The following is a 25,947-nucleotide window of genomic DNA, read 5'->3' as shown; positions in this document are numbered from 1 at the left end:
CCAGCTCGGCCTGCCACGACTCGACATCAACGTAAGTCACGAACAGTCAACGCGACCAGAAGCCAACCGATACGCATGTGCCGTTGCAGTACTAGCTCTTGCGGCCGGGAACCAACCCATCGAGATCGAGTTGGATCGTGAAGGGCGTAGAGCTGCGCAGCTCGTGGCGATGGATTCCGGTCGGTGCGTACGTCCGGGTCGGTCCGTCGAGTTCGTAGGCATGAACTACGGGCATCCGCAAGGTGATGCGGCTCCTGGAGCAGGCAGAGCGTGACGGGGCCGATCTCGCCATGTCGGCCGCCGCAATCATCGAGGTCTCGTACGGCGGCGTGGACATCGCACGACTGAACTGGCTCTTGTCCCGGATTCGGGTGGAGCCGGTGACCAAGGAAAGTGCCCGCCGCAGCGCCGGCCTCCTGAGGGAGGCGAAGCTGCATGGTCACAAGTACGCCATCGACGCCATGGTTGCCGAGGTGGCGCTGCGACTGCCGGGACCGGTAGTGGTTCTGACATCCGATGTCGACGACATGGCCAAGCTGTGCGGGCAACGAGTTCGGGTAATCGGACTGTAATCGGGACCGCGGGTTGCTCGGCGGCGGCGAGCACGCTGCAGGGCGGTGACCAGCCGGCCGAGCCGGACCCACCGGGAATGCATCGGAGAACGAGCATCCCGTCGATAGCACGCGGTCAGCCCTTCTTGGTGCCCTCGAGGAAGCCGCCGGCCAGGACGTGACCGTCGGCCGCCTGCAGGACGTCGTCGAGGCCGGTCAGGGGGTCGGGGAGGGCGCGGTCCAGCGCGTACAGCTGGAAGCCGTAGCGATGGACGCCGTGGCCCGGCAGGGGCCGCGGCCCGAAGTAGCCCTGGCGGCCGCGCTGGGCCGGGAGGAAGCGGATCGAGGGGCCCGCCTTCATCTCGCCCTCGGCCAGCGACGTGAGGGCCGGGTCGAGCAGCGCGATCGTGTGCAGGCCGGGGCGGCGGAGCGGGACGTCGACGTCCTCGAGGATGAACAGCAGTTGCTGGGTGCCGGCGGGGACGCCGGTCCAGGTCAGGGCCGGGGAGTGGCTAGCTCAGCGAGGATGAGCGGGCGGTCCTTCCACAGGCGGCCAAACTCATGCGACGGGTGGCCGACCACTGAAATAACATCGGCCGCATGACTGATACGGAGATGACCGCGCGCGCCGGTCTCCCCGAGCGGCCGTCCCTGGACGGGCTCGAGGAGAAGTGGGCGCGCCGCTGGCAGGAGGAGGGCACGTACACGTTCGACCGTTCGAAGGAGCGGGCGGACGTCTACGCGATCGACACACCTCCGCCGACCGTATCGGGCGAGCTGCACATGGGGCACGTCTTCTCGTACACCCATACCGACACGGTCGCGCGGTTCCAGCGCATGCGCGGCAAGCACGTCTTCTATCCGATCGGCTGGGACGACAACGGGCTACCGACCGAGCGCCGGGTTCAGAACGTCTACGGCGTCCACCCCGATCCGTCCCTGCCCTACGACCCTGCACTGGAGCCCGCGAAAGCCACCGGAAAGATCTCGCGGCAAAGCTTCATCGAGCTGTGCCGCAAGCTGATGGCCGAGGACGAGGAGGCGTTCGAGGCACTGTGGCGCCGGCTCGGGCTGTCGGTCGACTGGTCGCTGAAGTACGCGACGATCGGTGACCGGGCGCGGGCGATCTCGCAGCGGGCGTTCCTCGACAACCTGGCGCGGGGTGAGGCCTACACGGCCGAGGCCCCGACGCTGTGGGATGTCGGTTTCCGCACCGCGGTCGCTCAGGCCGAGCTGGAGGATCGGGAACGCCCCGGCGCGTACTACAAGCTGCGGTTCCACGGGCCGGACGGCCCGGTCGAGGTCGACACGACCCGGCCCGAGCTGCTGCCGGCCTGCGTCGCCCTGGTCTATCACCCGGGCGACGAGCGATACTCCGGCCTCAAAGAGGTCCGCACGCCGTTCTTCGACGTCACGGTTCCGGTGTACGAGCATCACCTGGCCGCCCCCGACAAGGGCACCGGCATCGCGATGGTCTGCACGTTCGGCGACGTCACCGACGTCAGCTGGTGGCGCGACCTCGACCTCGACACCCGGGTGGTCCTCGGACGGGACGGCCGCTTCCTGCCCGACCGGCCGGACGGCGTCCCCGAGGCGGCGTACGACCAGTTCGCCGGGCTGACCGTCAACGCGGCCCGGCGCGAGATCGCGCGCATCCTGCAGGAGACCGGCGACCTGCTCGGGGAGCCGAGGCCGATCACCCACCCGGTCAAGTTCTACGAGAAGGGCGATCAGCCGCTCGAGATCGTCACCAGCCGGCAGTGGTTCATCCGCAACGGCGGCCGCGACACCGACCTGCGGGAAAGGCTGCTGGCCCGGGGCCGCGAGCTGCGCTGGGTCCCGGACCACATGCGGCACCGCTACGAGCACTGGGTGAACGGCCTGACCGGCGACTGGCTGATCAGCCGGCAGCGGTTCTCGGGCGTGCAGATCCCGATCTGGTACCGGCTCGACAACGCTGGCGAACCGGACTACGACCAGCTTCTCATACCGGACATCTCCGCCTTGCCGGTGGACCCGTTGTCGGAGTGCCCGCCCGGGCTCGAGGAGTCTCAGCGGGACGTCCCGGGCGGCTTCACGGCCGACCCCGACGTCATGGACACCTGGGCCACGTCGTCGCTGACACCCCAGATCGCGGCCGACGGGGACCTCTTCCAGCGAGTTTTCCCGATGGATCTGCGACCACAGGGTCAGGAGATCATCCGAACCTGGTTGTTCTCGACCGTCCTCCGCGCCGAACTGGAGTTCGGCGTGCTGCCCTGGCACACCACGGTGCAGTCGGGCTGGATCCTCGACCCCGACCGCAAGAAGATGTCGAAGGCCAAGGGCAACGTGGTCACGCCGATGGCGCTGCTCGAGCAGAGCGGCGCCGACGCGGTGCGCTACTGGGCGGCGTGCGGCCGGCCGGGCACCGACATCGCGTACGACCCGGCGCAGATCAAGGTCGGGCGGCGGCTGGCGACCAAGCTGCTCAACGCGTCGAAGTTCGCGCTCGGGCTGGGCGCGGCGGCGGCGCTGCGGCAGCCGGTCACCGAGCCGCTCGACCGGGCGATGCTGGCCCGGCTGGCGGGCGTGGTCAGTGAGGCGACGGCGGCGTTCGACGCCTATAACCACACCGACGCCCTGCAGGCGACCGAGGCGTTCTTCTGGACCTTCTGCGACGACTACATCGAGTTGATCAAAGAACGGGCCTATTCCGAGGGGCCGGCCGCCGAATCGGCGAAGGCCGCGTTGGCCGCCGGCCTGTCGGTCCTCTTGCGGTTGTTCGCGCCCTTCCTGCCGTACGCGACGGAAGAGGTCTGGTCGTGGTGGCGCTACGGTTCGGTGCACCGGTCGACCTGGCCCACGCCGTACGAGCTGACCCGGGTCGCCCCGGAGGGTGACCCGGACCTGCTGGGTCTCGCCGGCGAGGCGCTCCGCCAGGTGCGCAAGGCGAAATCCGACCGCAAGTTGTCGATGAAGGCCGAGGTCCCGCTGGCCGAGGCTCTCGGCCCGGCCGAGGTTCTCGAGAAGCTGGCCCTGGTCGAGGGTGACGTGAAGTCGGCCGGGCGGATCGGCAAGCTTGACCGGCTTCCCGGCCGCACCTCGGAGCTGGTGATCGCCAGCGCGTTCTGAGGGTTCGGCGGCCGCTTCCGGCATTCGGCGGGAGCGGCCGCTACGAAAAGTGCAGCATGAGGGCATGTCCATTGCGCCCGACCAGGTCAAGGCGCCGGCCCGGGACGCGGTGCTGTTCCGGTCGTCGCCGTTGCGGACGTTCCTCGCCGTCTTCGTGATCCTGTTGGTGTCCTACCTGGCGGTTTCGCCGCTGGTCGCGCTGATCGTGCGCGGCAGCGGCGACTCCGGCGGCTCGACGGTGATGCAGGCGGTTGTGATCGGCGCGGTCGTGGCCGCCGCCTACGCCTGGTCGGCTCGGGCGGCGCTCAACACCTGGGTGCGCGTGTCGGCGGCCGGGCTCGAACTGGCCGCCCAGGGCAGCGATCCGATTCTGCTCGCCTGGGCCGACATCGAGAGCGTGGTGGTGCGGCGGGTGGGCCTGCGGACCGTGCTCGACGTCACCCCGGTCGAGCTGGATCGGGTGCATCCGGTGCAGGGTGAAGGGCCGGGCTGGCCGGCCATGGAGGTCACCGACAACGGGGAGGCCTTCATGGCCGACCTGAGCGAGTTGTGGCCGGGGCCGAGGAAGCTGCGGCGGGAACTGGCCCGCCGTCTCCACCCGGCCGGCTGAAACACGACGCTTCGAAACAGCCCGGCTCCCGAAACAGCCCGGCTCCCGACGCAGCCCGGCTCCCGACGCAGCCCGGCTCCCGAAACAGCTCGGCTTCCGACGCAGCCCGGCTAGAAGTCGCCTCCGCCGAAGTCGCCGCCCCCGAAGTCGCCCCCGCCGTCGAAACCGCCGCCGTCGAAACCGCCGCCGTCGCCGGAGTCGCCGTTGTCGAAGCCGCCGAAGTCGTTGGCGCCGCCGTCGGAGCCCTGGCCGTCCTGGTAACCGTCCTGGTAGCCGTCGGCGAAGCCGCTGTCGAAGCCGCCACCGCCGAACCCACCGCCGAACCCGCCACCGTCGAACAGCGCGTCGAAGATCAGCAGACCGCCGAGCGCACCCGCGCCCGACGCCAGCGCCGTCTTCCAGAGGGGCTGCGAGTACCACCCCTGCGGGACCGAACGACCCTGAACCATGCCGCCCGGGTAGTAGTAGGGCGTGGTCGGACCGGGACGCGGGCCGGCGCGGAACTCCTGGCCCTGCACGGTCACCTCACGCTCCTGGGTGAGCCGCCCGGCGCCCCGCGCGCTGGCCAGCGGCGGCAGGTCGGGGCCGGGGTCGAGCCCCATCGCCACGCGGGCCGCCCGCACATAGTTGAGGCCCTCCAGCGCCGACTCGCGGGCCAGCTCGAACTGGCGCACCGACTTGGCCTGCTGAAGCTGGCCGCCGGCCGCGTTGTAACGCTCACTCGCATCGGCCAGGGCCTGCCGGGCCGCCGTGTCGTCGCCGTGCAGGGTGGTGAGCTGGCCTCCGAGCCGCTCGTACCACCTCTGGGCGTCGGCGCGGGCGTCGTCCAGCTGCACCTGCTGGTTGCCGGCCCCGTTACGACGGGTCACGGCGATCACCAGAACGACCACGATGATGATGGCCAAGATCAGCAACACGCTCATGTTCCAACGGTACCTAAGCAAGTCTTCGTCGGCTCGTCTGGCAATGTCGTGGTGTGACTGTTTCGACGCTCGCTGTCGTGTTTCTCTGTCTGCTGGTCGGCGCCGCCCTGGGCTGGCTGGCGGCGCGGGTGCGCGCGGCGACCGACATTGCCCGGCTCGAGGCGACCGTCAAAGCCCAGCGGGACGGCGAGGGACGGCTGGAGCAGTCGTTGCGCTCGCTGTCGTACGAGGCGACCGCCCAGTCGCAGGAGGCGGTGGCCCGCGCGGTCGCCCCGCTGCACGAGACGCTGCGCCGGTACGAGCAGCGGGTCGCCGAGCTGGAGCACGAGCGCGTCGACGCGTACGCCGAACTGCGCGAGCAGGTGCGGGCCATGGGCGCCGTCTCGGGCGAGCTCCGCACCGAGACGAAACAGCTGGTGGCGGCCCTGCGAGCGCCCCAGGTGCGGGGCCGGTGGGGCGAGCATCAGCTGCGGCGCATCGTCGAGGCGGCCGGGCTGCTCGAGCACTGCGACTTCGCCGAGCAGGTCACGGCCAGCACCGACGAGCAGGGCGTACGCCCCGACCTCGTGGTGCGCCTGCACGGCGGCCGGACCGTGGTCGTCGATGCCAAGGCACCGTTCGAGGCCTACCTGGCCGCGATGGAGGCCCGCGACGAGCGCACCCGCGACGCCGCCCTCGACCAGCACGCCGGGCACCTGCGGCGGCACGTCGACCAGCTGGCGGCCAAGGCGTACTGGACGGCGTTCGACTCGACGCCCGACTTCGTGGTGCTGTTCGTGCCCGCCGACCCGTTCCTCGACGCCGCCCTGCAACGCGATCCGGGGCTGATGGAGCACGCGTTCCGCCGCGACGTGGTGCTGGCCACGCCGGCGACGCTGATCGCGATGCTGCGGACGGTCGCCTATTCGTGGCGGCAGGAGGCGCTGGCCCGCAACGCGGTCGCGGTGCACGGGCTGGCCCGCGAGCTGTACGGCCGACTGGCCACGCTCGGCGATCACGTGGGCAAGCTGGGCGGGTCGTTGCAGGGTGCGGTCACCGCGTACAACAAGGCGGTCGGCTCGCTGGAGTCGCGCGTCCTGGTCTCCGCCCGCAAGCTCGCGGAAATGGGTGTCTCGGACGCTTCGCTGGAGGTGCCCGCCCAGATCGAGGTGGCTCCCCGGCAGCCGCAGGCTCCGGAACTGCTGAGCTAGCCGGCCGCGGCCGCCTTCATGTCGCGCCGCAGCTCCTTGGGCAGCGAGAAGGTGAGCCGCTCCTCGGTCGTCGTGTATTCGGTCACCTCGCCGAAGCCCCGCGACGCCAGATGGCCGAGAACCTCCATGACCAGGTCTTCCGGCACGCTGGCACCGGACGAGACGCCGATCGTGGTGGCGCCCTCCAGCCACGAGTCCTGGATCTCGGTGGCGTAGTCGATCAGGTGCCCGGCCCGGGCACCCGCCTCGAGGGCGACCTCGACCAGCCGCACCGAGTTGGACGAGTTGGTCGAGCCGACGACGATCACCACGTCACAGTCGGGCGCGATCTCCTTGACCACGTGCTGCCGGTTTTGCGTGGCGTAGCAGATGTCGTCGCTGGGCGGCGACTGCAGCAGCGGCAGCCGGGTCTTGAGCCGGGCCACCGTCTCCATGGTCTCGTCGACCGAGAGCGTGGTCTGCGACAGCCAGACGACCTTGGACGGGTCGCGCACGACCACCTTGTCGACCGAGTCGGGCCCGTCGACCAGCTGGATGTGCGCCGGGGCCTCGCCGGAGGTGCCGACGACCTCTTCGTGGCCCTCGTGGCCGATGAGCAGGATGTCGTAGTCGTCGGCGGCGAACCGCTTCGCCTCGTGGTGGACCTTGGTCACCAGCGGGCAGGTCGCGTCGATCGCCTTGAGGTTGCGCGCGCGGGCCTGCTCGTGCACCTCAGGCGCCACACCGTGGGCCGAGAAGACGACGGTCGAGCCCTCGGGGACCTCCTCGTTTTCTTCGACGAAGATCGCGCCCTGGCTTTCGAGCGTGTCGACCACGTGTTTGTTGTGCACGATCTGCTTGCGCACATAGACCGGGGCGCCGTAGAGCTTCAACGCCTCCTCAACCGTCTGGACCGCACGGTCGACGCCCGCGCAATAGCCCCGCGGCTTGGCCAGCAACACGCGCTTACGAGTCTCGGTCACCCGGCAATGGTACTGAGCGATTCTTTGATCGAGGGTCGGCCATACTCTTCCGATGACCCGCTTGCGCCCCGTCGGCAACGCCCTGCGCTGGCTGCTCGGCGCCGGCTCGCTGGTGGCCGGCTTCACCTGGATGCTGATCAACCTCAGCAACCCGAGCGCGATCGTCGACGCCCTGGTCGGATGCGTGCTGGTGGCGGGCGGCGTGATCCTGCTCATGCCGCATCGCATCCGGCTGCCGCGCCGGGCCACCGCGACCGTGATGACGCTGGCCGCCGTGATCGGCACGGTGGCCGGGCTGGCCGGCGGGCGGGCCACCTGGACCGGTTACGCGTACATCGCCGACCGCGGCTGGCCGTTCCACTGGGCGCAGCGCGGGGCGATCGCCGACGACGCCGAGACCGCGCGGCGGCTGACCGAGGGCGCGGACTGGCACGTCGACCTGGTCTCGCTCGCCGGGACGCTGCTCTTCTTCGCGTACGTCGGTCTGGTGCTGATCGTGATCGCCGTGCAGGTCCGGAGGTCGCAGCGGGCGCAAGCCCGCTGATTTGCCGTTTTTCGGCGGCCGGAGCCGCAATACTCGGGCCATGGGCGACGGTGACCTGCGCACCACCCTCGTGATCGGGGCCCGCCTGCTCTGCGCCTGGGCCTGCGTCGGGGTCGCCGTCCTCGACCTGTTCATGGGCGCCGCAACCATCCCCTACCTGGCCTTCCACCTCGTGTTGCTGGCCGGCGGAGTGGTTCTGCTCGGTCTCGGCAAACTGCCCAAACCCCTCAGACCTTTCGAGTACGGCGTAATCGCGGCGACGGCGATCGTCACCACCGTCGTCACCGCTCTCCCGACGACCGGGTCCGCCTGCTGCATGCGCGGTCTCGACGTGCGGCACGGCTATCCGCTCACCCTGCTCGGCTGGAACCACGGCCAGCCGGCGCACTTCGCCCCCGCGCACACCTTCGCCGCCCTGACCTTCTGGTTCCTGGTGTGGCTGCTGCTCCGGATCCTCGCCGGCACGTTCCGGCCGCACCGCCGGCCGCCGGTCGCCCACTCGACCCACGCCGAGGACCGGGCCGTCGAGCCGCCGGCCCACCAGCAGCCCGAACGGGCGGACGACGAAAGTGTCGGAGGGCTTCCGTAGGCTGGCCGGGTGAGTGAGCCTTCTGGGGACAAATCGCCGGCGAGCACCAGCGACGACCCGTGGCCCGTGCGCGTGGTCAGTCAAAAGATCGGCGCCTGGATCGCCAAGCTGGGCTGGGTCTGGGTCGACGGGCAGGTCGCCCAGATCAGCCGCCGGCCCGGCTCGACCGTGGTGTTCCTGACCCTGCGCGACCCCGCGGCCGATCTCAGCCTCACCGTCACCGCCCATCGCGACGTGCTCGACGCGGGCGCACCCGAGCTGGCCGAGGGCGCCCGGGTCACGTTGCACGCCAAGACCGAGTTCTATCCGGCCCGGGGCACCCTGAGCCTGCGCGCCGACGAGATCCGCCAGGTCGGCCTGGGTGAGCTGCTGGCCCGGCTGGAAAAGCTGAAGCGCATGCTCGGCGCCGAGGGCCTGTTCGCCCGCGAGCGCAAGCGTCGCCTGCCGTTCCTGCCGCACAAGATCGGGCTGATCACCGGCCGGGCGAGCGCGGCCGAGCGGGACGTGCTGATGAACACCCGCCGCCGCTGGCCGGCCGTCGAGTTCCGCGTGCTCAACGTGCCCGTCCAGGGCCCGACCGCGGTCCCGCAGATCATCGACGCGCTCAAGGTTCTCGATCACGACGATACGATCGACGTGATCGTGATCGCCCGGGGCGGTGGCAGCGTCGAAGATCTGCTGCCCTTCTCCGACGAGGCGCTGTGCCGAGCGGTCTTCGCCGCTCGCACCCCGGTGGTCAGCGCGATCGGTCACGAGACCGACACCCCGCTCCTCGACTACGTCGCCGACCTGCGCGCCTCGACGCCGACCGACGCGGCCAAGCGCATCGTGCCCGACCTGGCCGAGGAGCGGCAGCTGATCGAGACCGCCCGCCGCCGGCTCGACCGCGGCGTGCGCACGCTGCTCGACCGCGAGCAGCACCGCCTCGACGCCTGGCGGTCACGGCCCTCGCTGGCCCGGCCCGAGCTGCTGGTCGACCAGCGCGCGGCCGACGTGACCGCGCTCCGCGACCGGGCGGTGCGCAGCCTCGACCAGCGCGTGCGGCGGGCCGACGACGAGTTGCGGCACACGGTGGCCCGGCTGCGGGCGTTGTCTCCGGCCGCGACGCTTCAGCGCGGCTACGCGATCGTCCAGCGCGACGACGGGCACGTGGTGCGGGCGGCCTCCGAGGCCGCCGTCGACGACCTTCTCAGGGTGCGGCTCGCCGAGGGCGAGCTGCGAGCAGTGGTACGGGAGAGCGAATGAGCGACGACAAGCTGAGTTACGAGCAGGCCCGCACCGAGCTGGCCGGCGTGGTCGAGCGCTTGGAGCAGGGCGGCAGTTCCCTCGAGGAGTCGCTGGCCCTGTGGGAGCGCGGCGAGAAGCTGGCCGACGTCTGCCAGCGCTGGCTGGACGGCGCCCGCGCCCGCATCGACGCCGCCCGGGCAGCGCGTGCGGACGCGGACGACTGAGTCTCAGCTGTTCAGCATCTCGTAACCGCTGGACGGCATCTCCTTGACGGTGCCGGTCGGCTTGGTCAGCGGCTGCTGCGCGCCATAGCCGGTCACGTCGACCGTCCACTTGCCGGCCGGGGTCTGCCCCGCCTTGGGCACGGTGAGCTCCAGGTGGCTGAGCCGGCCCTGATCGTCGAGCTTCGCGGTGAAGGGCAGCGCCTTCGCGGCCGCGCCCATCGCCTTGATGTCGTCGGAGCCGAAGCCGTCGAGGTCGTCGCCCGCCTTGGTGGCGTCGAGCGTGCCGGTGATGTCGTGTGCGTCGCCCTGGGCGGTGACCACCCCCGACAACAGCTGGCCCGCACCGGTCACGTCCGGGTGGGACATGTCGAGGTTGAGGTCCTGGACGTTCTTGACCTTCGTCATGTCGAGGTGCATCCAGGTCTTACCGTCGAACATCTTGAGGCCGTCGATGAGCGGCTTGATCGCCGGGTCGTTCGGGTCGGCGCCCTGCAGCATCGAGTCGAGGTCGAGCGACATCCGCACCCACCGGTCGGGCTCGACCTGCAGGAGCTCGAACTTGCCCGCGCCGTCGGCCGCGTGGCTGTCGACCGAGACGGTGGCGCTCTTGCTGGGCAGGTGGACGACGCCCTTGAGCTGCGCGTCGGGCATCGCCTCGGTGAAGGCGTAGTCGCCTGTGGTCAGGCCCGAGGTCGAAGCGGCCAGCGCGGCCCTGGGGTCGGCCGGCTGGTCTTTGGTGGCGTCTTTCTGGGCGCACCCGAAGACCGCCAACGGAAGGGTGAGGGTGGCCGCGAGAACCGGCCCCCGAAGGTTCTTCATGGCGCCGGAGCTTAGACGACCTTCTAACCTTCCTCTAACCTCGCCTCTACCCGAGGGATGAGGCCAGATGCTCCAGGTTCGATACGTCGGTCCTGCCCACCACGATGATCGTGCGGGAGGCGTCGGCGAGCACCAGCGCCTGCTCTCCCGGCCGGCCGGTGTAGAGCCGCCACACCCCGTTGGCCGCCCGGAATTCGGTCAGCGGCTTGGCCTTGGCGGTCAGCTCGGCCGGCAGCAACGTGGACGACGCGACACTGCTCTCGACCAGCTGAACCGGCGACTTGTGGGGGTCGACGTAGCCGATCCGCAGGGTGGCACCGCCGGACTGCCGGGTGAAGGTGGCGCTGGACACCGACCAGTCGTCGCCGAGCCCGGCCGGAACGGCAACCGGGAACGCCTTGGCCAGCTGCGCCTCCTGGAACTTGGGCATCGGGTCGACGGTGACCGGGGCGTCGCCGCTGAGCACCACCCGATAGAAGATCAGCAGCAGTGCGATCGGCACGACCAGGACCGCCAGCGACAGCACCATGTCACGCGGGGAGCGGCCCTCCCGCTTCGACAGGCGGATCGGGGCTTCTTCGGCGGGTGTCTCTTCGGTGGGCGGCGCTGCTGGTTCCACGTACTCCATTGTTAACCATGTCGCTGAGGGGCGACTTTGCCCGTCCGCGCATGTGAGGATCGGTGCACACACCCCGCAACGTCGCGAGGAGGCACCATGCCCGCTCGGGTCCCGCAGGATCTCGACCGCAACATCGCCCTCGACCTGGTCCGCGTCACCGAGGCGGCCGCGATGGCGGCCGGCCGCTGGGTCGGCCGGGGCGACAAGAACGGCGGTGACGGCGCCGCCGTCGACGCCATGCGCAAGCTGATCAACTCGATCCAGATGCGCGGCACCGTGGTGATCGGCGAGGGCGAGAAGGACGAGGCGCCCATGCTCTTCAACGGAGAGCAGGTGGGCGACGGCACCGGCCCCGAGGTCGACGTGGCGGTCGACCCGATCGACGGCACCACGCTGATGAGCAAGGGCATGCCCGGCGCGATCGCGGTGCTCGCGGTCGCCGAACGGGGCGCGATGTTCGACCCGAGCGCCGTCTTCTACATGGAGAAGATCGCGGTCGGCCCGGACTGCGCCGACGCCATCGACATCAACGCCGGCACGACGGAAAACCTGCGCCGCATCGCCCGGGCGAAGCGGTCCAGCGTCTCCGACGTCACGGTCTGCATCCTCGACCGCCCCCGGCACGCCGCGCTTATCGAAGAGGTACGGCAGGCCGGCGCCAACATCAAGTTCATCTCGGACGGCGACATCGCCGGCGCCATCTCGGCCGCCCGCGCCGAGTCCGACGTGGACGTGCTGATGGGCATCGGCGGCACGCCCGAGGGCATCACCGCGGCGTGCGCGCTCAAGTGCCTGGGCGGCATGATCCAGGCCAAGCTGTGGCCCCGCGACGAGTCGGAGCGCGAGAAGGCCCTGGCGGGCGGCCACGACCTCGACCGGGTGCTGACCACCGACGACCTGGTCACCGGCGACAACTGCTTCTTCGTCGCCACCGGCGTCACCACGGGCGACCTGCTCAAGGGGGTCCGCTACCGCTCGGGTGGCGCACACACGCAGTCGATCGTGATGCGCTCCAAGAGCGGCACGATCCGGGTCATCGACTCCTACCACCGCTTGGAAAAGCTGGCGCTCTATTCGGCGGTCGACTTCGACGGCCACCTGCCGACGGTCCCCTTGGGCGACGGCGAACCGATCATCTGACCTCGATCAGCGTGGGCCCGGGAGCGCGGCAGTCGCTTACGTCGCTGCGTCACCCGGGGATGCGCCGCGTGGTCACGTCCGTACGCCGTGACGACCGCTTGGAAAAAACACGGCAGCCCGGCGCTGTAGCGCCGGGCTGCCGAAGCAAAGGCCGGTGTCGCAGGTCGCCGGAAGGCGAGTGGCGCGACGCGGCTCCAGCCGAACGGTATTCCGCGAGGGCAATGGGTGAGGCCCTGGGACACTGGGCAACACCGGCTCTTCCTGCAACCGGCGGCCGGTGCCGGACAATCCCGTCCGCCCTGTGACGCGGACGACAACGCCCGGCCGGGTCAGATGTCGGTGAGGGTGGTCGTCGTCGGGTTGAGCAGGGACGGCTGGGGCTTGGGGCGCCGGCGGCGGAAGAGGATCGCCGCGAGGATGCCGCCGGCGAGGCCGAGCAGGTGGCCCTGCCACGAGATCGGCTGGTCGGTCGGCAGGATGTTGTAGACCTGGTACCAGTAGAGGAGGCCGATGAACCCGGCCACCCCGATGTTCCACCAGCTGCGCTCGACCAGGCCGCGCGCCAGCAGCAGGCCCAGGTAGCCGAAGATGACGCCGCTGGCGCCGACCACGACCGTGTCGGGTTTGCCGACGAACCAGACGCCGATGCCGCTCACCAGCATGATCACGAAGGTCGACCAGATGAACCGGATCGTGCCGCCGGCCAGCGCGAACGTGCCGACCAGGATGAGTGGCACAGCGTTGCCGTAGAGGTGGGCCCAGCCGGCGTGCAGGAACGGGCTGAACAGGATGCCGTCGAGCCCGTCGATGTGGTGCGGGATGATGCCGCCGGCCGCGTCGAGCCGGCCGGCACCGATGCTGACGTCGATCGCCTCGATGAGGAAGAGCACCGGGATCACGGCGCACATGGTCACGAACGCCCGGCCCAGCGAGGCGTAGAACGCCTCGGTGCCGAACTTGGCCTCCGCGTCGGCTCGGGCGTCGCTCAACCGGTAACTCATATCTCGATGGTTCCAGGCGGGCGCCACGGATGCCATTCAACCGAGTTGGTGAATCACCTTCTCGATCGCCTCGCGGAAAGCGGAGATCTGTGTGTAAACCCCCGGATAGCCGTCGCGGGCGCAGCCGAGCCCCCAGCTGACGATGCCGACCTGAACCCACTCGCCGGCGTTGTCACGCCCGATCATCGGACCGCCGGAGTCACCCTGGCAGGTGTCGACCCCGGTCTTGCCGGCGCAGATCGACTCGGCGGCGACCAGTTTGACGCCGGCCTTCTTGTATTCGTCGGCGCAGGTGGCGTCGGGCACGGTCGGTACGGTCGCGAAGTGCAGCCGCCGCTCCTGGCGCACCGAGTCCTCGCGGATCTGCCCCCAGCCCATGACCGTGAAGACGCCCTCGTCGCCGGGCCCCTGCACCAGTGGGAGGGTCTGCAACGGCAGCTTCCGGTCGAGCTGGATGAGGGCCCAGTCGCGGCCCTTGGTCTCGTCGACGAAGCCGGCCGCCCGGACGATGCGTACCGACTTGGCGGTGAGCGCCCGGGCCGACTTGAGGTCGGTCACGCCGGCGGTGGCCTTGATGGCGGTGTCGGGGCCGGTGCCGTCGACGCAGTGCCCGGCGGTGAGGACGACCCGCGGGGCGACCAGCGCGCCGCCGCAGCCCATGGAGAGCCGGATCATCCAGGGGAACCGGCCGGTCGGCGCGAGTTGCCCGCCCACCACCTCGGTGATCGGTTGGACCGCGCGGGTGGGACCGTGCCCGGTGTCGGCGTTCGCCGGTGCGGCAGTGAAGACGACCGCCATCAGCAACGACGCGACAATTCGGACCATGCAGTCATTGGATCACAGCAAAACGGGCCGCGGGCGATTTGCCGCGCGACCCGTTTGTGCCGCTTCGTCGGGTTTAGTACCAGCCGGTGTCCTCGGAGTGTCCCCAGGCTCCACAAGGCGTGTCGTACCGGCCCTCGATGTAGTCGAGCCCCCACTTGATCTGGGTCGCCGGGTTGGACTTCCAGTCGTCGCCGAACTTCGCCATCTTGCTGCCCGGAAGGGCCTGCGGGATGCCGAACGCCCCGCTGCCGGAGTTGCTGGCCTTGTAGTTCCAGCCACTCTCCCGCTTCCACAGCTTGTCGAGGCACGGGAACTGGTCGATCTTGAAGCCCGCCTGGAGCATCAGCGCGCAGCCCGTCTTGCGGCTGCCGGAGTATTCGTTGCAGGAGCTCGGGACGTCGCCGGTGTAGGCCACCGGACCGCCGCTCGACGAGCTCGACGAACTCGACTTCGAGGATTCCTTCTTTTTCTGCTCATCCGCCGCCTTCTTGGCGGCGATGGCCTGCTGCTCCAGCTTGTGCGCCTTGCCGGCGGCGTCCTTGGCCTCGGCGGCCGCCTTCTCGGCGGCGTCACCCTCGGCCTGGCGCTGCCACGCGCGGGCGGCCGCGTGCTCGCTTTGACGTTGTTTCAGCAGCTGCATGTCGTCGACATCGACCTGCACGGCGACCTGGGCTTCGGCGCTCCGCTGCTGGACTTCCCGGTCCTGCCCGAGGTAGATGCCTCCGGCCAGGCCTGCCGCCAGCAGGCCCACCGAGGTGGCTCGAACTCCGACCCGGCTCCAGAGCCGATTCACGAAGTTTCCCTTCGTCGGGGGCAATGACGCGGCGATGGTGCGTGCCGCGAGCACCGCGACCTCGACGGGCCGCCACCTCGACCAGTTTCGATCGAGGCGGTGGCCTCAAGTCGATCTTCGACGTTGATGACCACGGTTAGGCGCTCGCCAGACACCATGGCGCAACGTGAAGTCGATGTGAAACGACGGCGCGCCTATGTGACATTGCTCACGGGTCACTGACGCGTAAATCCGGTCAAATTTCACATCTGTCGGTCACCTCAGAGAGGTACCTCCTCGAGAAGATCGGTGACCACTTCAGCAATCGGTGACCGCTCCGAACGGGTCAGGGTCACGTGGGCGAAGATCGGGTGGCCCTTGAGCGCCTCGATCACCGCCGTCACGCCGTCGTGCCGGCCGACGCGCAGGTTGTCACGCTGGGCCACGTCGTGGGTCAGCACCACCCGCGAACCCTGGCCGATCCGGGACAGCACGGTCAGCAGCACGTTGCGTTCGAGCGACTGGGCCTCATCGACGATCACGAACGCGTCGTGCAGGCTCCGGCCCCGGATGTGGGTCAGCGGCAGCACCTCGAGCATCCCGCGGGCCATCACCTCGTCCATCACGTTGGAGTGGACGACCGCGCCGAGCGTGTCGAACACCGCCTGCGCCCACGGCGACATCTTCTCCGCCTCGCTGCCGGGCAGGTAGCCGAGTTCCTGGCCACCGACCGCGTAAAGCGGACGGAAGACGATGACCTTCTTGTGGCGGCTGCGCTCCATCGTCGCCTCGAGACCCGCGCACAACGCCAGCGCCGACTTGCCGGTGCCCGCCCGGCCACCCAGCGAGACGATGCCGATCGACTCGTCCAGCAGCAGGTCGAGCGCCACCCGCTGCTCGGCCGAGCGGCCCCGGATGCCGAACGCCTCCCGGTCGCCGCGCACCAGCCGCACCGACTTGTCGGGGGTGACCCGGGCGAGGGCCGAACCCTTCGACGAGTGGATCACCAGACCGGTGTGGCAGGGCAGGTTTTCCGCCTCCTCGACCTGAAGTTCCTCGCCCGCGTACAACGCGCCGACCTGGTCCTCGCCGAGCTTGAGGTCGGACATGCCGGTCCAGGTGGGGTCACTGGCCTGGCCGTGGCGGTATTCGTCGGCGGTGAGGCCCACCGACGCCGCCTTGACCCGCAACGGCATGTCCTTGCTCACCAGGGTGACGTCGCGACCCTCGGCGGCCATGCCGAGCGCCACGGAGAGGATGCGGGTGTCGTTGGAGTCGTTGCGGAACCCCTGCGGCAGGACGCTCTGGTCGGCGTGGTTCAACTCGACCCGCAGCGTGCCGCCCTCGTCGTTGCACAGCACGGGCTGGTCGAGCCGGCCGTACTTGATCCGCAGCTCGTCCAGCATGCGCAGCGCCTGCCGCGCGAACCAGCCCAGCTCGGGATGGTGGCGTTTGCCCTCCAACTCGGAGATCACCACGAGGGGAATGATCACCTCGTGGTCGGTGAACCGGCGGAACGCCGCCGGGTCGGACAGCAGGACCGAGGTGTCCAGAACGAAAACCCGCCCTGTAGGAGCCGGCTCCGCATCAGCGTGCCGGTCGCGAGTTTTTCGAGCCCTGGATACTTTGGCGGCCGGGTCAGAAGAAGACGTGACCACGGCGTCAGATCGGCGAGATGTCACAGGCCTGCTCCAGCGGGCGTGCAACCCGGAACGCCCGCGGTCCGCCACCTCCGGCGCCCTTCGCATGCACGGGGTCGGGATGCGGGCCCCGTGGCGCACTTGTCGCAGGTCCGGGCCGGCCGGTTGGCTCGGGATGACCCCGTGCCATGTCATGAACGCTAGCGGTCAACAAGCAAACCCGGTAGTACCGCGTTCCGGGTGAGCCTGGGCTCATCGCGAATCGCTTAGGCATGCAACCGGACGTCCGGCGGGTAATCTGACGTCGTGGCAGAGACCGCGCGCCCGACACATCCCCTGAGCACCGCGCAGGCGTGGGAGTTCACCGCCGAGCGGGCCCCCGAAACCATCTTCTTCTTCGACTTCGACGGCGTTCTGTCGCCCGTCACCGACGACCCGGACGCCTCCCAGCCGGCTGCGGCCGTGCCCGGGGTGCTCGAGCAGTTGGCCGCGGCCGTCCGGCGGGTGGCGATCGTCTCCGCCCGGCCGGTCAGCTTCCTCCGGTCGCGGTTCGCGTCGCTCGAACGGGTCGACCTCTACGGCCTCTACGGCCTCGAGGTCTGGCACGAGGGCCAGGTCGTCACCGAACCGGCCGCGCTTCCCTGGGTGCCGGCCATGGAAGACCTGGCCGAAAGGGCACGGGCCGAGCTGCCGTCGGCGATTCTGGTCGAGTTCAAGCGCCTTTCGGTGGCCCTGCACTACCGCACGGCCCCGCAGCTGGCCGCCCAGGTCGAGCAGTGGGGTCACGAGCAGGCGGAACGCCTGGGCCTGAAGATCCAGGCGGGCCGGATGGTGGTCGAGCTCAAGCCGCCGGTCGACCAGGACAAGGGCATGGTGATCACCGAGGGCGTGCGCGATGCCGCCTGCGCCTGGTACTTCGGGGATGACATGTCGGACATCAAGGCGTTCGACGCGCTGCGGGCGCGGGAGGCGGTCGACCCGGCCTTCTTCGGCATGGCGGTCGCGGTGGCCAACCCCGAGACCGGGACCGAGGTCTCCAACGCGGCCGACCTCACCCTCGACTCGCCCGAGGCGGTCGCCGAGTTCCTCACCGACGGCCTGAAAGTCATGCGCTGAGCGGATTGCTCACGCTTCTTTCGGTACGCGAGGACACGCGCCCGTTCGGCGACGGCCTCCCCGCGTGCCCGTCGATTTCGGGGACGGCTCCGCGCGTACGGAAAGGGAGCGGGAGTGAAGCTCCTGGATCAAGCCCCGTAGCGCCGCTGGCGGTTCGCGTAGGAGCGGAGCGCGCGGAGGAAGTCGACCCGGCGGAAGTCGGGCCAGTTGGCGTCGTGGAAGTAGAACTCGGAGTGCGCCGACTGCCAGAGCAGGAAGCCGGACAGCCGCTGCTCGCCGCTGGTGCGGATGACCAGGTCAGGGTCGGGCTGGCCGCGCGTGTAAAGGTGCTCGGCGATGTGTTCGACGTCGAGGATCTCGGCCATCTCCTCGATCGTGCGCCCAGCCGCCGCCTGCTCGTGCAGTAGCGAACGGACCGCGTCGGCGATCTCGCGCCGGCCGCCGTAGCCGACCGCCATGTTGACCTCGACACCGATCGTGCGGTCGCGCGTCTTTTCCTGGGCCGCCTTGAGCGCCGTCGCCGTCGAGGCTGGCAGCACGTCAAGGGCGCCGACCATGCGTAGCCGCCACGGGTTGCCGTCCTCGGCCAGCTCGGTCGCCAGGTCTTCGATGATCTGCAGCAGGGGGTCGAGCTCGGCTGCCGGGCGCCGCAGGTTGTCGGTCGCCAGCAGATAGAGCGTGACATGCTTGATGCCCGCCTGGTCGCACCAGGTCAGCAGCTCCTTGACCCGGGCCGCGCCGACGCGGTGGCCGTCGTTGGGGTCGACGAAGCCCATCTCCCGAGCCCAGCGACGATTGCCGTCGCACATAATCCCGACATGCTGCGGGACGGGTTTGCCGATCAGCTTGCCGGCCAGGCGACGCTCGTAAATCGAATAAATCAGGGACCACACAGTCATCGCCCCAAACCCTAGCCCTCCCCCGCTCGGGCTCAAGGGGTGGCCGGGTGACGACGAGCCGTCTCGCCGATGATGCGTCCGATCGTGCGAAGGTCGAAAACCCCGTCACCGAGCCCCAGCTCCACCATCCGGCGGAAAACCGCACCGTCCCGGTCGGCCGCCCGCACCGCCGCGTCGACGACCCGCGGCTCCCGGCTGAGCAACGCGACCAGCTTCGAGTGCCTCAGGTGCCGGCCGAGCCGCCGGCCCAGCGCGCGGCGATAGCCGGCGGGATCCCGGCGGGCCGCCGCCGCGCCGGCCAGCGCCCCGGAGAGCACGGCGTAGAAGATGCCCTCGCCGGTGAACGGATTGATCAGCGACAACGCGTCCCCGGCGAGCAACACCCGGCCGCGCACGGGCGCCGGGCGCCGGGTCGACAACGGCAGGTGGTGCCCACGAAGGCCGGTCGGTTCGACGCCGGGCAGCATGGCGCGCAGGCGCATTTCGAGGTACGCCCGGGACAGCGCCCGCCCCCGCAACACTTCCCCGTAGCCGACGTTGGCGGTGCCGTCGCCGATCGGGAACTCCCACGCGTACGCCGGCCACTGCTGCCGGGTCGTGATGATCCGCTGTTCGCCGGTGTTGCTCGTGGGCGCGTAGCCGCGGATCGCGAACGCCAGATGACCGGCCGGGTTAACCGTCGCGCCGACCGAGCGCCGGACGATCGACGTCGCGCCGTCCGCACCTATTAATAGGTGTCCCCAAAATCGGCCGTCGACGAGCACGCCATCGCCAGCCTCGGCGATCTTTTTCACAGCGTGCCTGCGGATCTCGGCGCCGGCCTCGACCGCGGCCGCGACGAGCCGGGCGTCGAACACCCGCCGCGGAACGGTGTGGGCGGCCCGGGGCAGCGGGCGAGCGACGGCCGCGCCGCCGGGCCCGACCAGCCGCAGCCGCGGGACGAGCGGATAGCCGTCGGCCGCACCCTCGACGCCGAGCCCTTCGAGGACGTCGAGCGCCTCGGCCGCGATGCCGTCACCACAGGGCTTGTCCCGCGGAAAGTCCTCGCGGTCGAGCAGCAGCACACGGGCGCCGCCTCGGCGCGCGGCGAGGGCGGCGGCCGCCCCAGCGGGCCCGGCCCCGACGACTACGACATCGAACTCATCCATACCGACGGCAACCTTTCCACACGACCGAAGTCTGCACTCGGGTGCGGCTCCGCAGGAGGGAGGCGGATGCTATCCACACCGCGTGCCGGAAGCCTGACGTTGCGTAGCCGAGTCGGATACGGTCTTGGCATGGGTGTCGGTCTATTCCTTGTGGTCGCCGGGCTCATCCTGCTGGCACCGATCGGACCCGACGGACAAGCGCTGATATCTGATCCGACGCATCGCCTCGACGCCGTCGCCGTGCTGCTCACCGCGGGCATCTGTCTTCTACTCCTCAGCGGGCGGCCGCTCGCCTTCTGGCTTGTGTCGACCCTGGTCGGATCGTTGGGTTACGTTTCCGAACAGAGCAACCCGTGGGCGCCGCCGGGCTGGCACGGCCGGGTCGTGTTGATCAGCATCGTCCTGTTCGCGTCGGCGATGCTTCTGGCGGCCGTTCCTGCTCCCGAGACGGCAGGTCCCGTCCCTGTCCTGACCGTCCTGCTCGGCGGCCTCCTGTGGCTGGGCCAACATCGCTCGTCACTGATGCCCTGGGGTGCAGGGGTCCAGGCTTTCCTCGTCGATGCGTTCTGCGTCCTGGCGGCGACCGTGATCATCCTCTGGCTACGCCTCGCTAAGCGCTCACGCGCCGGCTTCGTGCTTGCCGTCGGCGGGGTTGCAGCATTCGCCACCGAGCAATTCCGCCCCTGGGCACCGGCCGGCTGGCACGAGCGGGTTTTCGTGATATCAGCGATCACGATGGTGATCGGCTCATTGGTGCGATCGCCGACTACGTAGGGCGGGAGAGCCATGGAATGGTTCTCCTGTTCGGCGCCGGGTGGGGCATCGGCGCTTTGGCCGTCGGACATGAGCGGCCCGGGCGCAGTCAGATCGAGCCGGCATATGCCGCACTTCTCAAAGTTCTCGGCACGAGCCTCCTGGTCGTTGCCGTCACCGGCCTTATCTGCTTCGTCATCCAGATGGTTGCTTCGAGCATCGAGGAATATCGGCAAGACACCCAAGGCGGGGACACCGAAAGGGAACTCCTTGCGGGATTTTGCGTCCAGTCGACCATCGCCGCCGGCGGTGGCGTTCTGCTCGGGGTTGCGGCACTGACTACATTGCGCGTCTACCACCAGAACGGGTTCACAAAGGGCGGCCTGTTGCTGCTCATTCTCGCGGGGATGGGCGTCGGTTTTGCCGGGATCGGTGCGGCTCTCGCGGCAGCGATTGATCATCGAAACTTGACGCGGCTCCCGCAGAACGTCGACGAGGTAGGGGCCTTCCTCGTACGGGCAGCGACGACCGGGCCATACGCCCTCGGCCCCGGGCCGGCAATCATTTACGCCGGAACGACACTGCTGTCGAGTTGCATGTTCATCGTCAACACGGCACTTGCCTGGTTCACTCTCGGGTTGGCCGGCGGCGCCTTGGCGGTCGTGGGTGCCACCCTGTCCGTCAGTGCCAATCTGCGCCGGCTGTCGGACCGGGCCGCAGCCGGCTTCTCCTCGGTCCGTTTGAGCGTGGCCCAGGTCTGGCAACAGGAGGGTCTGGCGTCCCGGGCCACCGCGACCGGGGGAGGTGCGGTCATGCTGCTGTTCTTGGTGAGAGCCGAATTGGTGCCGACACCCCTGCGGGTGCTCCTATCGCTGCTGGTTGTGTCCGGCTTCGTCCTCGCAGCGGAGGCGCCCGCCCCGCTGCTGGTCGCCCTGCAGAGCAGACAAGGCGAATTCAGCTGGCACGACGCCAAGAGTGACCGACGGGTCCACACTCGTTTCCGAGCCGCTGCGACGGCACTCGCCGCCAGCTTCGCCGCGACAGTCTGGGTGACCTCGTTCCATCTGGACACTTGGGTGCGCGCGGTTCTTACGCTCGTCGCGATCGCCGGTTTCGGGGCGTCTTCGGATTCGGAGTAATCACCATTGCGACCGTCAGCGACAACATTCGGACCGGGGACCGTACGCTGGCCGACCGCGCTCAGCGTATCGCGGGCACCCACGGAGGCCTCTTTCGGTTGCTACCGGCGCCTCGTCGCGTGCCACTGCTGCTTGACTGGGACGACGAGCATCTTCTAACCCCGGTCTCGGATGGGCAGGCCTTCGAGGAGGCTTTGGACTCGCACCCGCCATTGTTGATCGAGCCGGGAGACGCGGAGTAAGCCTTCGAGGATTAGTCGGGCGGCCCTGCTCTCGTTCAGCGCTACAAGCTCGCTGATTGAATCCAGCGTCGATTCCATGGGCATGCCGACCGCGAGCAGCATCTCTCCCATCAGTTGACCCCACAGCTGGTCGTCGTTCAGACGGTCCAACCGCGTCGGCCGAACCTGGGCTTCTTCGTCTTCGGTAGGCAGTTCCGGCCATTGTTCCGCAGAGTCCGGGACGGTCAACAGGCTTCGGAGCCGCCGCAGAGCGTCTTCGCCATCAACCGTAAGCAGGTTGAGTCCATTCACGGCCCCTTCCTTATCCGCAAGTGAATCGAGGCGCCACACTACATTGATGCGTAAGAGCGCCGGCACCTGCCGCATCTCGGTTATCCTGCGAAGAACTTGCAAGAAGTCTTCGTCTGTCTCGGCGCGCCGCGCGATTCGGTCAACCGCGTCAATTCTGCTCTCCAGGTCGACGGAGCCGTCGAGAATTTCGTCGAGGTCGGCGAAATAGGCGGCCCTGTTCCGCTCCACACGGACCGGCCTGTAAGCACGGTTGCGGGCTATCACCAGGCGTGCACCGTCATTGGTGTTCTGCTGGGCCGGTGTCGGGTACGGCCCGGCCAGATCAATTTGCATTTTCTGGAAGAGCTGGTGCATCTCAATGAACTTTTGCCCATCCGGAATCCCGCGCACCAACAACTTGATAAGAGCGCCGGTGAAGGTCGTGTACGTACTACCGACCGGGGCCAGAGACGTCTCATTCGCCGCAGAAGAAGCGAGGACATACGTGCCCGCCATCTTTGCCTGCCGGGCGAGCAATTCTGAATCCTCCGCACTCCCCAGTCGGTTCAGCGTGGCGGTCCCGGAGTAGCAGCAGTCCAGCACCAGGATCCGGAACTTGGCCCGGCTGCTCTCGATGGCTTTCTTGAGGTCATTGACCCGCAGAAAAGACCACGGCTCGTTGCCGCTGGTGCTCTCGGGGAGACTCAACAGAAGAGAGTCGCCGTCCCGGTCATCGAGAACGGCGTGCCCACAGTAGTAAACTAGCAACGTATCGGTGGCTTCTCGACCCAGGCGGGATACTGCCTTGAGGACCTGTTGGAAGCTTCGCTGCTCAACCTCTTCGCAATGTTCGGGCGTGAAGAAGCCGACCTCACGATCGCAGAGCGCATCGCGTAGACCGCCCAGATTGCTATGGACCTGCGGCACCGGCGGGAGGCGGTCGCCCGCACAAGTATGGGTGCCGATCAGCGCTGCCCTCGACTGTTCGGGATTCGGTGTACGTGGCCCAGTCATTCTCCGGTCAGCTCTCGAGTCAGGCTGAGGGCGATCTTCTTGAGATCTTCCGGAGAGGAGTTTTCCAGGTTTGACCCATTTACCTTGATCTTCTTGCGTCCAACGCTCACCTCGACAGAAAAGCTGGAGCGGCGACTCTTCAGCCACATCAGCACCGATCCGATGAACATGGTCACCACGCCACCATTCGCCAGCAGGAGTTTGACCACCTCCAACCCGCCGCCCAGCTCACCCTGACGCGCGTCAGAGGGAATAACCTCGTACAAACCGCGCAACTCGTCGGATCTGATCAACCAACCGTGCAAAGAAGATCGCTGTGCTGGATCGCCCGTTGTCACAACCAGTTCGGTAGGAACAGGTCCGGCTCCATAAGGATTCGCAGTCGGCATACATCGAGGATGATGGGTATCTGCGGGTGAATGCAACGGCGGCTCAGGCGAAGCTGGAGAGACGCCGGGTTGATGTCGGTGACGATGCCGGCCACGTCATCGGCAGCGGCCGCGTGGCGGGCCACAGCTGATCCGCTGTCGGGCTCGACCCGGCGGCGGGTGCGTAGTCGGCCTCGGGCGGCCCGCCGGCAGCGCTCCCCCGTTTACCTGCTGACAGAGACTTCGGCGGCCGGCTCGCGCAAGTCACGCCAGATGCTGCCCTCGGAGGGGCCGAGCTCGGTGCCGAGGCTCTTGGCGACGATGCGGCCCTCGTCTCGCCCCGCACCGGACGCCGGCGCGGAGCGAGACGAGCAGACAGCCGGGGTCAGGCGGCGAGCCGCGCTTTCAGGGCGTCCAGCTCGGCCCAGAGCACCGCCGGAAGCTTGTCGCCGAACTTCTCGAACCACTCAGTGACCTGGGGGATCTCGGCCCGCCACTCGTCGGTGTCGACGCGGAGGACGGCCTCCAGGTCGGCCGAGGTCAGATCGAGGCCGGTCAGGTCGAGGGCGTCCGGGGCGGGTACGTGGCCGATCGGGGTCTCGACCGCGCCGACCTTGCCGTCCAGGCGGTCGCAGATCCACTTGAGGACCCGGCTGTTCTCGCCGAAGCCGGGCCACAGGAAGCGCCCGTCGTCGCCGCGGCGGAACCAGTTGACGTAGAAGACCTTGGGCAGTCGCGCGGCGTCGCCGGTGGCGCCCTTGGCCATGTCGATCCAATGCTGGAAGTAGTCGCCGGCGTGGTAGCCGATGAACGGCAGCATGGCCATCGGGTCGCGGCGGACCACGCCGACCTGGCCGACCGCGGCGGCGGTCGTCTCCGAGGAGAGGGTGGCTCCCATGTAGACGCCGTGCACCCAGTCCCGGGCCTCGGTGACCAGCGGGACCGTGGTCTTGCGGCGGCCGCCGAAGAGGATCGCGTCGATCGGGACGCCGCGGGGGTCGTGGTATTCGTCGGCGAGGATCGGGCACTGCTCGATCGGGGTGCAGAAGCGGCTGTTCGGGTGGCTCGACGGCGACGACGAGTCCGGCGTCCAGTCCTGGCCTTTCCAGTCGGTCAAATGCTGCGGAGGCGTGCCCATGCCCTCCCACCAGACGTCGCCGTCATCGGTGAGGGCGACGTTGGTGAAGACCGAGTTGCCCCGGGCGAGCGTGCGCATCGCGTTGGGGTTGGTGTGGAAGTCGGTGCCGGGCGCGACGCCGAACAGGCCGAACTCGGGGTTGGTGGCCCATAGCCGCCCGTCCTCACCGAACCGCATCCAGGCGATGTCGTCGCCGACCGTCTCCACCTTCCAGCCTTCGATCGTCGGCTCGAGCATGGCCAGGTTGGTCTTGCCGCAGGCCGACGGGAACGCGCCCGCGATGTAGCGGACCTGGCCCTCGGGCGAGGTCAGCTTCATGATCAGCATGTGCTCGGCGAGCCAGCCCTCGTCGCGGGCGGCCACGCTGGCGATGCGCAGCGCGTAGCACTTCTTGCCCAGCAGGGAGTTGCCGCCGTAGCCCGAGCCGAACGACCAGATCTCGCGGGTCTCCGGGAAGTGCGAGATGTACTTCGTCTTGTTGCAGGGCCAGGGCACGTCCTTCTGTCCCGGCGCGAGCGGTGCACCGACGGAGTGCAGCGCGGGCACGAAGTCGGCGTCGTCGCCCATCGCGGCCAGGACGTCGGCGCCCATCCGGGTCATGATGCGCATGCTGGCGACCACGTACGGGCTGTCGGTCAGTTCGACGCCGAACATCGGCTGCGGGGCGTCGAGCGGACCCATGCAGAACGGGACGACGTACATCGTCCGGCCGCGCATACAGCCCCGGTAGAAGACGGTCATGGTCGCCTTCATCTCGGCCGGGGCCATCCAGTTGTTGGTCGGGCCGGCGTCGGCCTCGTCGACCGAGCAGATGAAGGTGCGTTCCTCGACCCGGGCGACGTCGCCGGGGTCGGTGCGGGCCCAGAACGAGTTGGGCTTCTTGGCCGGGTCCAGCCGGACCAGCGCACCGGAGTCGACCAGGGCGTCGGTGAGGCCGGTCCACTCGGCCTCCGATCCGTCGCACCAGACGATCCGGTCGGGCGTGGTCAGAGCGGCGACTTCGTCGATCCACTTGAGAAGACGGGCGTGGGGCACGGTGATCTCCTTCGGTCGTCACTGACCAATGACCGATCGGGCCGCGCGGGCGGCCGGGTCACGGGAGTCACGTCA

Annotated in this window: 26 protein-coding genes; 12 read left to right on the top strand and 14 right to left on the bottom strand. The window is 69.0% G+C overall.

The features are described from left to right. Window positions 1-245 precede the first annotated feature (245 nt). Window positions 246-572, top strand: coding sequence for a PIN domain-containing protein (locus ACIA5C_RS27885; protein ID WP_396059632.1), 327 nt, complete (start codon window positions 246-248; stop codon window positions 570-572). A gap of 115 nt (window positions 573-687) precedes the next feature. Here the strand turns inward: ACIA5C_RS27885 and ACIA5C_RS27880 are convergent, their stop codons facing one another. Then, a complete protein-coding gene (locus tag ACIA5C_RS27880) occupies window positions 688-1,050 on the bottom strand; it encodes a YbhB/YbcL family Raf kinase inhibitor-like protein (RefSeq protein WP_396059684.1) in 363 nt (120 codons plus the stop codon). Between the two features lie 101 nt (window positions 1,051-1,151). Between ACIA5C_RS27880 and valS the strand changes: the two genes are divergently transcribed. Both valS and ACIA5C_RS27870 read left to right on the top strand, forming a co-directional pair. Then, a complete protein-coding gene (valS, locus tag ACIA5C_RS27875; RefSeq protein ID WP_396059630.1) occupies window positions 1,152-3,665 on the top strand; it encodes a valine--tRNA ligase in 2,514 nt (837 codons plus the stop codon). A 64-nt stretch (window positions 3,666-3,729) separates the two neighbouring features. Continuing rightward, window positions 3,730-4,275, top strand: a complete 546-nt coding sequence (locus ACIA5C_RS27870; protein ID WP_396059628.1) for a hypothetical protein — start codon at window positions 3,730-3,732, stop codon at window positions 4,273-4,275. 110 nt (window positions 4,276-4,385) lie between these two features. On the opposite strand, the gene ACIA5C_RS27865 is transcribed toward ACIA5C_RS27870, so the two are convergent. Further along, entirely contained in the window at window positions 4,386-5,198 is an 813-nt protein-coding gene (locus ACIA5C_RS27865) for a hypothetical protein (RefSeq protein ID WP_396059626.1), read from the bottom strand. A gap of 53 nt (window positions 5,199-5,251) precedes the next feature. Between ACIA5C_RS27865 and ACIA5C_RS27860 the strand changes: the two genes are divergently transcribed. Next, the gene (locus ACIA5C_RS27860; RefSeq protein ID WP_396059624.1) at window positions 5,252-6,388 is read left to right on the top strand and encodes a DNA recombination protein RmuC; all 1,137 of its coding nucleotides are present in this window, start codon (window positions 5,252-5,254) and stop codon (window positions 6,386-6,388) included. On the opposite strand, the gene ACIA5C_RS27855 is transcribed toward ACIA5C_RS27860, so the two are convergent. Beyond that, window positions 6,385-7,371 (bottom strand): 4-hydroxy-3-methylbut-2-enyl diphosphate reductase, encoded by a 987-nt coding sequence (locus ACIA5C_RS27855; RefSeq protein WP_396059682.1) that lies wholly within the window; start codon window positions 7,369-7,371, stop codon window positions 6,385-6,387. The two genes, ACIA5C_RS27860 and ACIA5C_RS27855, sit on opposite strands and share 4 nt — an antisense overlap. Before the next feature lie 31 nt (window positions 7,372-7,402). On the opposite strand from ACIA5C_RS27855, the gene ACIA5C_RS27850 reads away from it, so the two are divergent. The 4 genes from ACIA5C_RS27850 to ACIA5C_RS27835 are packed head-to-tail and all read left to right on the top strand — an operon-like array spanning window position 7,403 to window position 9,934. Beyond that, window positions 7,403-7,894: a hypothetical protein gene (locus ACIA5C_RS27850; RefSeq protein WP_396059622.1), complete on the top strand. Its 492-nt coding sequence runs from the start codon at window positions 7,403-7,405 to the stop codon at window positions 7,892-7,894. A gap of 40 nt (window positions 7,895-7,934) precedes the next feature. Next, window positions 7,935-8,483 carry a hypothetical protein gene (locus tag ACIA5C_RS27845; protein ID WP_396059620.1) on the top strand — a complete coding sequence of 183 codons (549 nt, stop codon included), beginning with the start codon at window positions 7,935-7,937 and terminating at the stop codon, window positions 8,481-8,483. A gap of 9 nt (window positions 8,484-8,492) precedes the next feature. Next, complete coding sequence (gene xseA / locus ACIA5C_RS27840) at window positions 8,493-9,728, top strand: exodeoxyribonuclease VII large subunit (RefSeq protein WP_396059618.1); 1,236 nt, start codon at window positions 8,493-8,495, stop codon at window positions 9,726-9,728. Next, window positions 9,725-9,934, top strand: a complete 210-nt coding sequence (locus ACIA5C_RS27835; protein WP_396059616.1) for an exodeoxyribonuclease VII small subunit — start codon at window positions 9,725-9,727, stop codon at window positions 9,932-9,934. The genes xseA and ACIA5C_RS27835 overlap by 4 nt, the downstream gene beginning before the upstream one ends. A gap of 3 nt (window positions 9,935-9,937) precedes the next feature. On the opposite strand, the gene ACIA5C_RS27830 is transcribed toward ACIA5C_RS27835, so the two are convergent. Together ACIA5C_RS27830 and ACIA5C_RS27825 are read right to left on the bottom strand one after the other, a co-directional pair. Next, entirely contained in the window at window positions 9,938-10,753 is an 816-nt protein-coding gene (locus ACIA5C_RS27830; protein WP_396059614.1) for a hypothetical protein, read from the bottom strand. A gap of 46 nt (window positions 10,754-10,799) precedes the next feature. After that, on the bottom strand, window positions 10,800-11,372 hold the full coding sequence (locus ACIA5C_RS27825) for a DUF4245 domain-containing protein (RefSeq protein ID WP_396059612.1): 573 nt from the start codon (window positions 11,370-11,372) through the stop codon (window positions 10,800-10,802). Between the two features lie 96 nt (window positions 11,373-11,468). Between ACIA5C_RS27825 and glpX the strand changes: the two genes are divergently transcribed. Further along, window positions 11,469-12,512: a class II fructose-bisphosphatase gene (gene glpX / locus ACIA5C_RS27820; protein ID WP_396059610.1), complete on the top strand. Its 1,044-nt coding sequence runs from the start codon at window positions 11,469-11,471 to the stop codon at window positions 12,510-12,512. Window positions 12,513-12,841: 329 nt separating this feature from the next. On the opposite strand, the gene ACIA5C_RS27815 is transcribed toward glpX, so the two are convergent. The 4 genes from ACIA5C_RS27815 to ACIA5C_RS27800 form a co-directional block, all read right to left on the bottom strand. Then, the gene (locus ACIA5C_RS27815) at window positions 12,842-13,513 is read right to left on the bottom strand and encodes a rhomboid family intramembrane serine protease (protein WP_396059608.1); all 672 of its coding nucleotides are present in this window, start codon (window positions 13,511-13,513) and stop codon (window positions 12,842-12,844) included. A 36-nt stretch (window positions 13,514-13,549) separates the two neighbouring features. Next, window positions 13,550-14,338, bottom strand: a complete 789-nt coding sequence (locus ACIA5C_RS27810) for a S1 family peptidase (RefSeq protein WP_396059606.1) — start codon at window positions 14,336-14,338, stop codon at window positions 13,550-13,552. 73 nt (window positions 14,339-14,411) lie between these two features. Beyond that, a complete protein-coding gene (locus tag ACIA5C_RS27805; RefSeq protein WP_396059604.1) occupies window positions 14,412-15,131 on the bottom strand; it encodes a lytic transglycosylase domain-containing protein in 720 nt (239 codons plus the stop codon). Window positions 15,132-15,391: 260 nt separating this feature from the next. Beyond that, on the bottom strand, window positions 15,392-16,792 hold the full coding sequence (locus ACIA5C_RS27800; protein ID WP_396059602.1) for a PhoH family protein: 1,401 nt from the start codon (window positions 16,790-16,792) through the stop codon (window positions 15,392-15,394). A 264-nt stretch (window positions 16,793-17,056) separates the two neighbouring features. On the opposite strand from ACIA5C_RS27800, the gene otsB reads away from it, so the two are divergent. Continuing rightward, on the top strand, window positions 17,057-17,866 hold the full coding sequence (gene otsB / locus ACIA5C_RS27795) for a trehalose-phosphatase (RefSeq protein ID WP_396059600.1): 810 nt from the start codon (window positions 17,057-17,059) through the stop codon (window positions 17,864-17,866). Window positions 17,867-17,994: 128 nt separating this feature from the next. On the opposite strand, the gene ACIA5C_RS27790 is transcribed toward otsB, so the two are convergent. Continuing rightward, window positions 17,995-18,765 (bottom strand): isoprenyl transferase, encoded by a 771-nt coding sequence (locus ACIA5C_RS27790; RefSeq protein WP_396059598.1) that lies wholly within the window; start codon window positions 18,763-18,765, stop codon window positions 17,995-17,997. A 32-nt stretch (window positions 18,766-18,797) separates the two neighbouring features. Then, entirely contained in the window at window positions 18,798-19,913 is a 1,116-nt protein-coding gene (locus ACIA5C_RS27785) for an NAD(P)/FAD-dependent oxidoreductase (protein WP_396059596.1), read from the bottom strand. Window positions 19,914-19,979: 66 nt separating this feature from the next. Here ACIA5C_RS27785 and ACIA5C_RS27780 point away from each other — a divergent pair, with 66 nt between their 5' ends. Beyond that, a complete protein-coding gene (locus tag ACIA5C_RS27780) occupies window positions 19,980-20,687 on the top strand; it encodes a hypothetical protein (RefSeq protein ID WP_396059594.1) in 708 nt (235 codons plus the stop codon). A 17-nt stretch (window positions 20,688-20,704) separates the two neighbouring features. Continuing rightward, on the top strand, window positions 20,705-21,805 hold the full coding sequence (locus ACIA5C_RS27775) for a hypothetical protein (RefSeq protein ID WP_396059592.1): 1,101 nt from the start codon (window positions 20,705-20,707) through the stop codon (window positions 21,803-21,805). A 155-nt stretch (window positions 21,806-21,960) separates the two neighbouring features. On the opposite strand, the gene ACIA5C_RS27770 is transcribed toward ACIA5C_RS27775, so the two are convergent. From ACIA5C_RS27770 to ACIA5C_RS27760, 3 genes are all read right to left on the bottom strand, one after another. Next, window positions 21,961-23,244, bottom strand: coding sequence for a caspase domain-containing protein (locus ACIA5C_RS27770; protein WP_396059590.1), 1,284 nt, complete (start codon window positions 23,242-23,244; stop codon window positions 21,961-21,963). A gap of 83 nt (window positions 23,245-23,327) precedes the next feature. Further along, the gene (locus ACIA5C_RS27765) at window positions 23,328-23,720 is read right to left on the bottom strand and encodes a hypothetical protein (protein WP_396059588.1); all 393 of its coding nucleotides are present in this window, start codon (window positions 23,718-23,720) and stop codon (window positions 23,328-23,330) included. Window positions 23,721-24,084: 364 nt separating this feature from the next. Beyond that, window positions 24,085-25,872, bottom strand: coding sequence for a phosphoenolpyruvate carboxykinase (GTP) (locus ACIA5C_RS27760; RefSeq protein WP_396059586.1), 1,788 nt, complete (start codon window positions 25,870-25,872; stop codon window positions 24,085-24,087). Window positions 25,873-25,947 lie beyond the last annotated feature (75 nt).

It is taken from the genome of Actinoplanes sp. NPDC051343 (assembly GCF_044455125.1).
Classification (GTDB): Bacteria; Actinomycetota; Actinomycetes; order Mycobacteriales; family Micromonosporaceae; genus Actinoplanes.
The sequence above is the reverse complement of the archived record's forward strand: the minus strand, read 5'-3'. Positions and strand labels throughout refer to the sequence as shown.

Coding starts and splice junctions, on each gene's coding strand:
- ACIA5C_RS27870 (WP_396059628.1), top strand. CDS start 3,730: ATGTCCATTGCGCCCGACCAGGTCAAGGCGCCGGCCCGGGACGCGGTG.
- ACIA5C_RS27765 (WP_396059588.1), bottom strand. CDS start 23,720: ATGCCGACTGCGAATCCTTATGGAGCCGGACCTGTTCCTACCGAACTG.
- ACIA5C_RS27850 (WP_396059622.1), top strand. CDS start 7,403: ATGACCCGCTTGCGCCCCGTCGGCAACGCCCTGCGCTGGCTGCTCGGC.
- glpX (WP_396059610.1), top strand. CDS start 11,469: ATGCCCGCTCGGGTCCCGCAGGATCTCGACCGCAACATCGCCCTCGAC.
- ACIA5C_RS27845 (WP_396059620.1), top strand. CDS start 7,935: ATGGGCGACGGTGACCTGCGCACCACCCTCGTGATCGGGGCCCGCCTG.
- ACIA5C_RS27785 (WP_396059596.1), bottom strand. CDS start 19,913: ATGGATGAGTTCGATGTCGTAGTCGTCGGGGCCGGGCCCGCTGGGGCG.
- ACIA5C_RS27775 (WP_396059592.1), top strand. CDS start 20,705: ATGGTTCTCCTGTTCGGCGCCGGGTGGGGCATCGGCGCTTTGGCCGTC.
- ACIA5C_RS27835 (WP_396059616.1), top strand. CDS start 9,725: ATGAGCGACGACAAGCTGAGTTACGAGCAGGCCCGCACCGAGCTGGCC.
- ACIA5C_RS27865 (WP_396059626.1), bottom strand. CDS start 5,198: ATGAGCGTGTTGCTGATCTTGGCCATCATCATCGTGGTCGTTCTGGTG.
- ACIA5C_RS27815 (WP_396059608.1), bottom strand. CDS start 13,513: ATGAGTTACCGGTTGAGCGACGCCCGAGCCGACGCGGAGGCCAAGTTC.
- ACIA5C_RS27790 (WP_396059598.1), bottom strand. CDS start 18,765: ATGACTGTGTGGTCCCTGATTTATTCGATTTACGAGCGTCGCCTGGCC.
- ACIA5C_RS27780 (WP_396059594.1), top strand. CDS start 19,980: ATGCTATCCACACCGCGTGCCGGAAGCCTGACGTTGCGTAGCCGAGTC.
- ACIA5C_RS27830 (WP_396059614.1), bottom strand. CDS start 10,753: ATGAAGAACCTTCGGGGGCCGGTTCTCGCGGCCACCCTCACCCTTCCG.
- valS (WP_396059630.1), top strand. CDS start 1,152: ATGACTGATACGGAGATGACCGCGCGCGCCGGTCTCCCCGAGCGGCCG.
- ACIA5C_RS27885 (WP_396059632.1), top strand. CDS start 246: ATGCGGCTCCTGGAGCAGGCAGAGCGTGACGGGGCCGATCTCGCCATG.
- ACIA5C_RS27810 (WP_396059606.1), bottom strand. CDS start 14,338: ATGGTCCGAATTGTCGCGTCGTTGCTGATGGCGGTCGTCTTCACTGCC.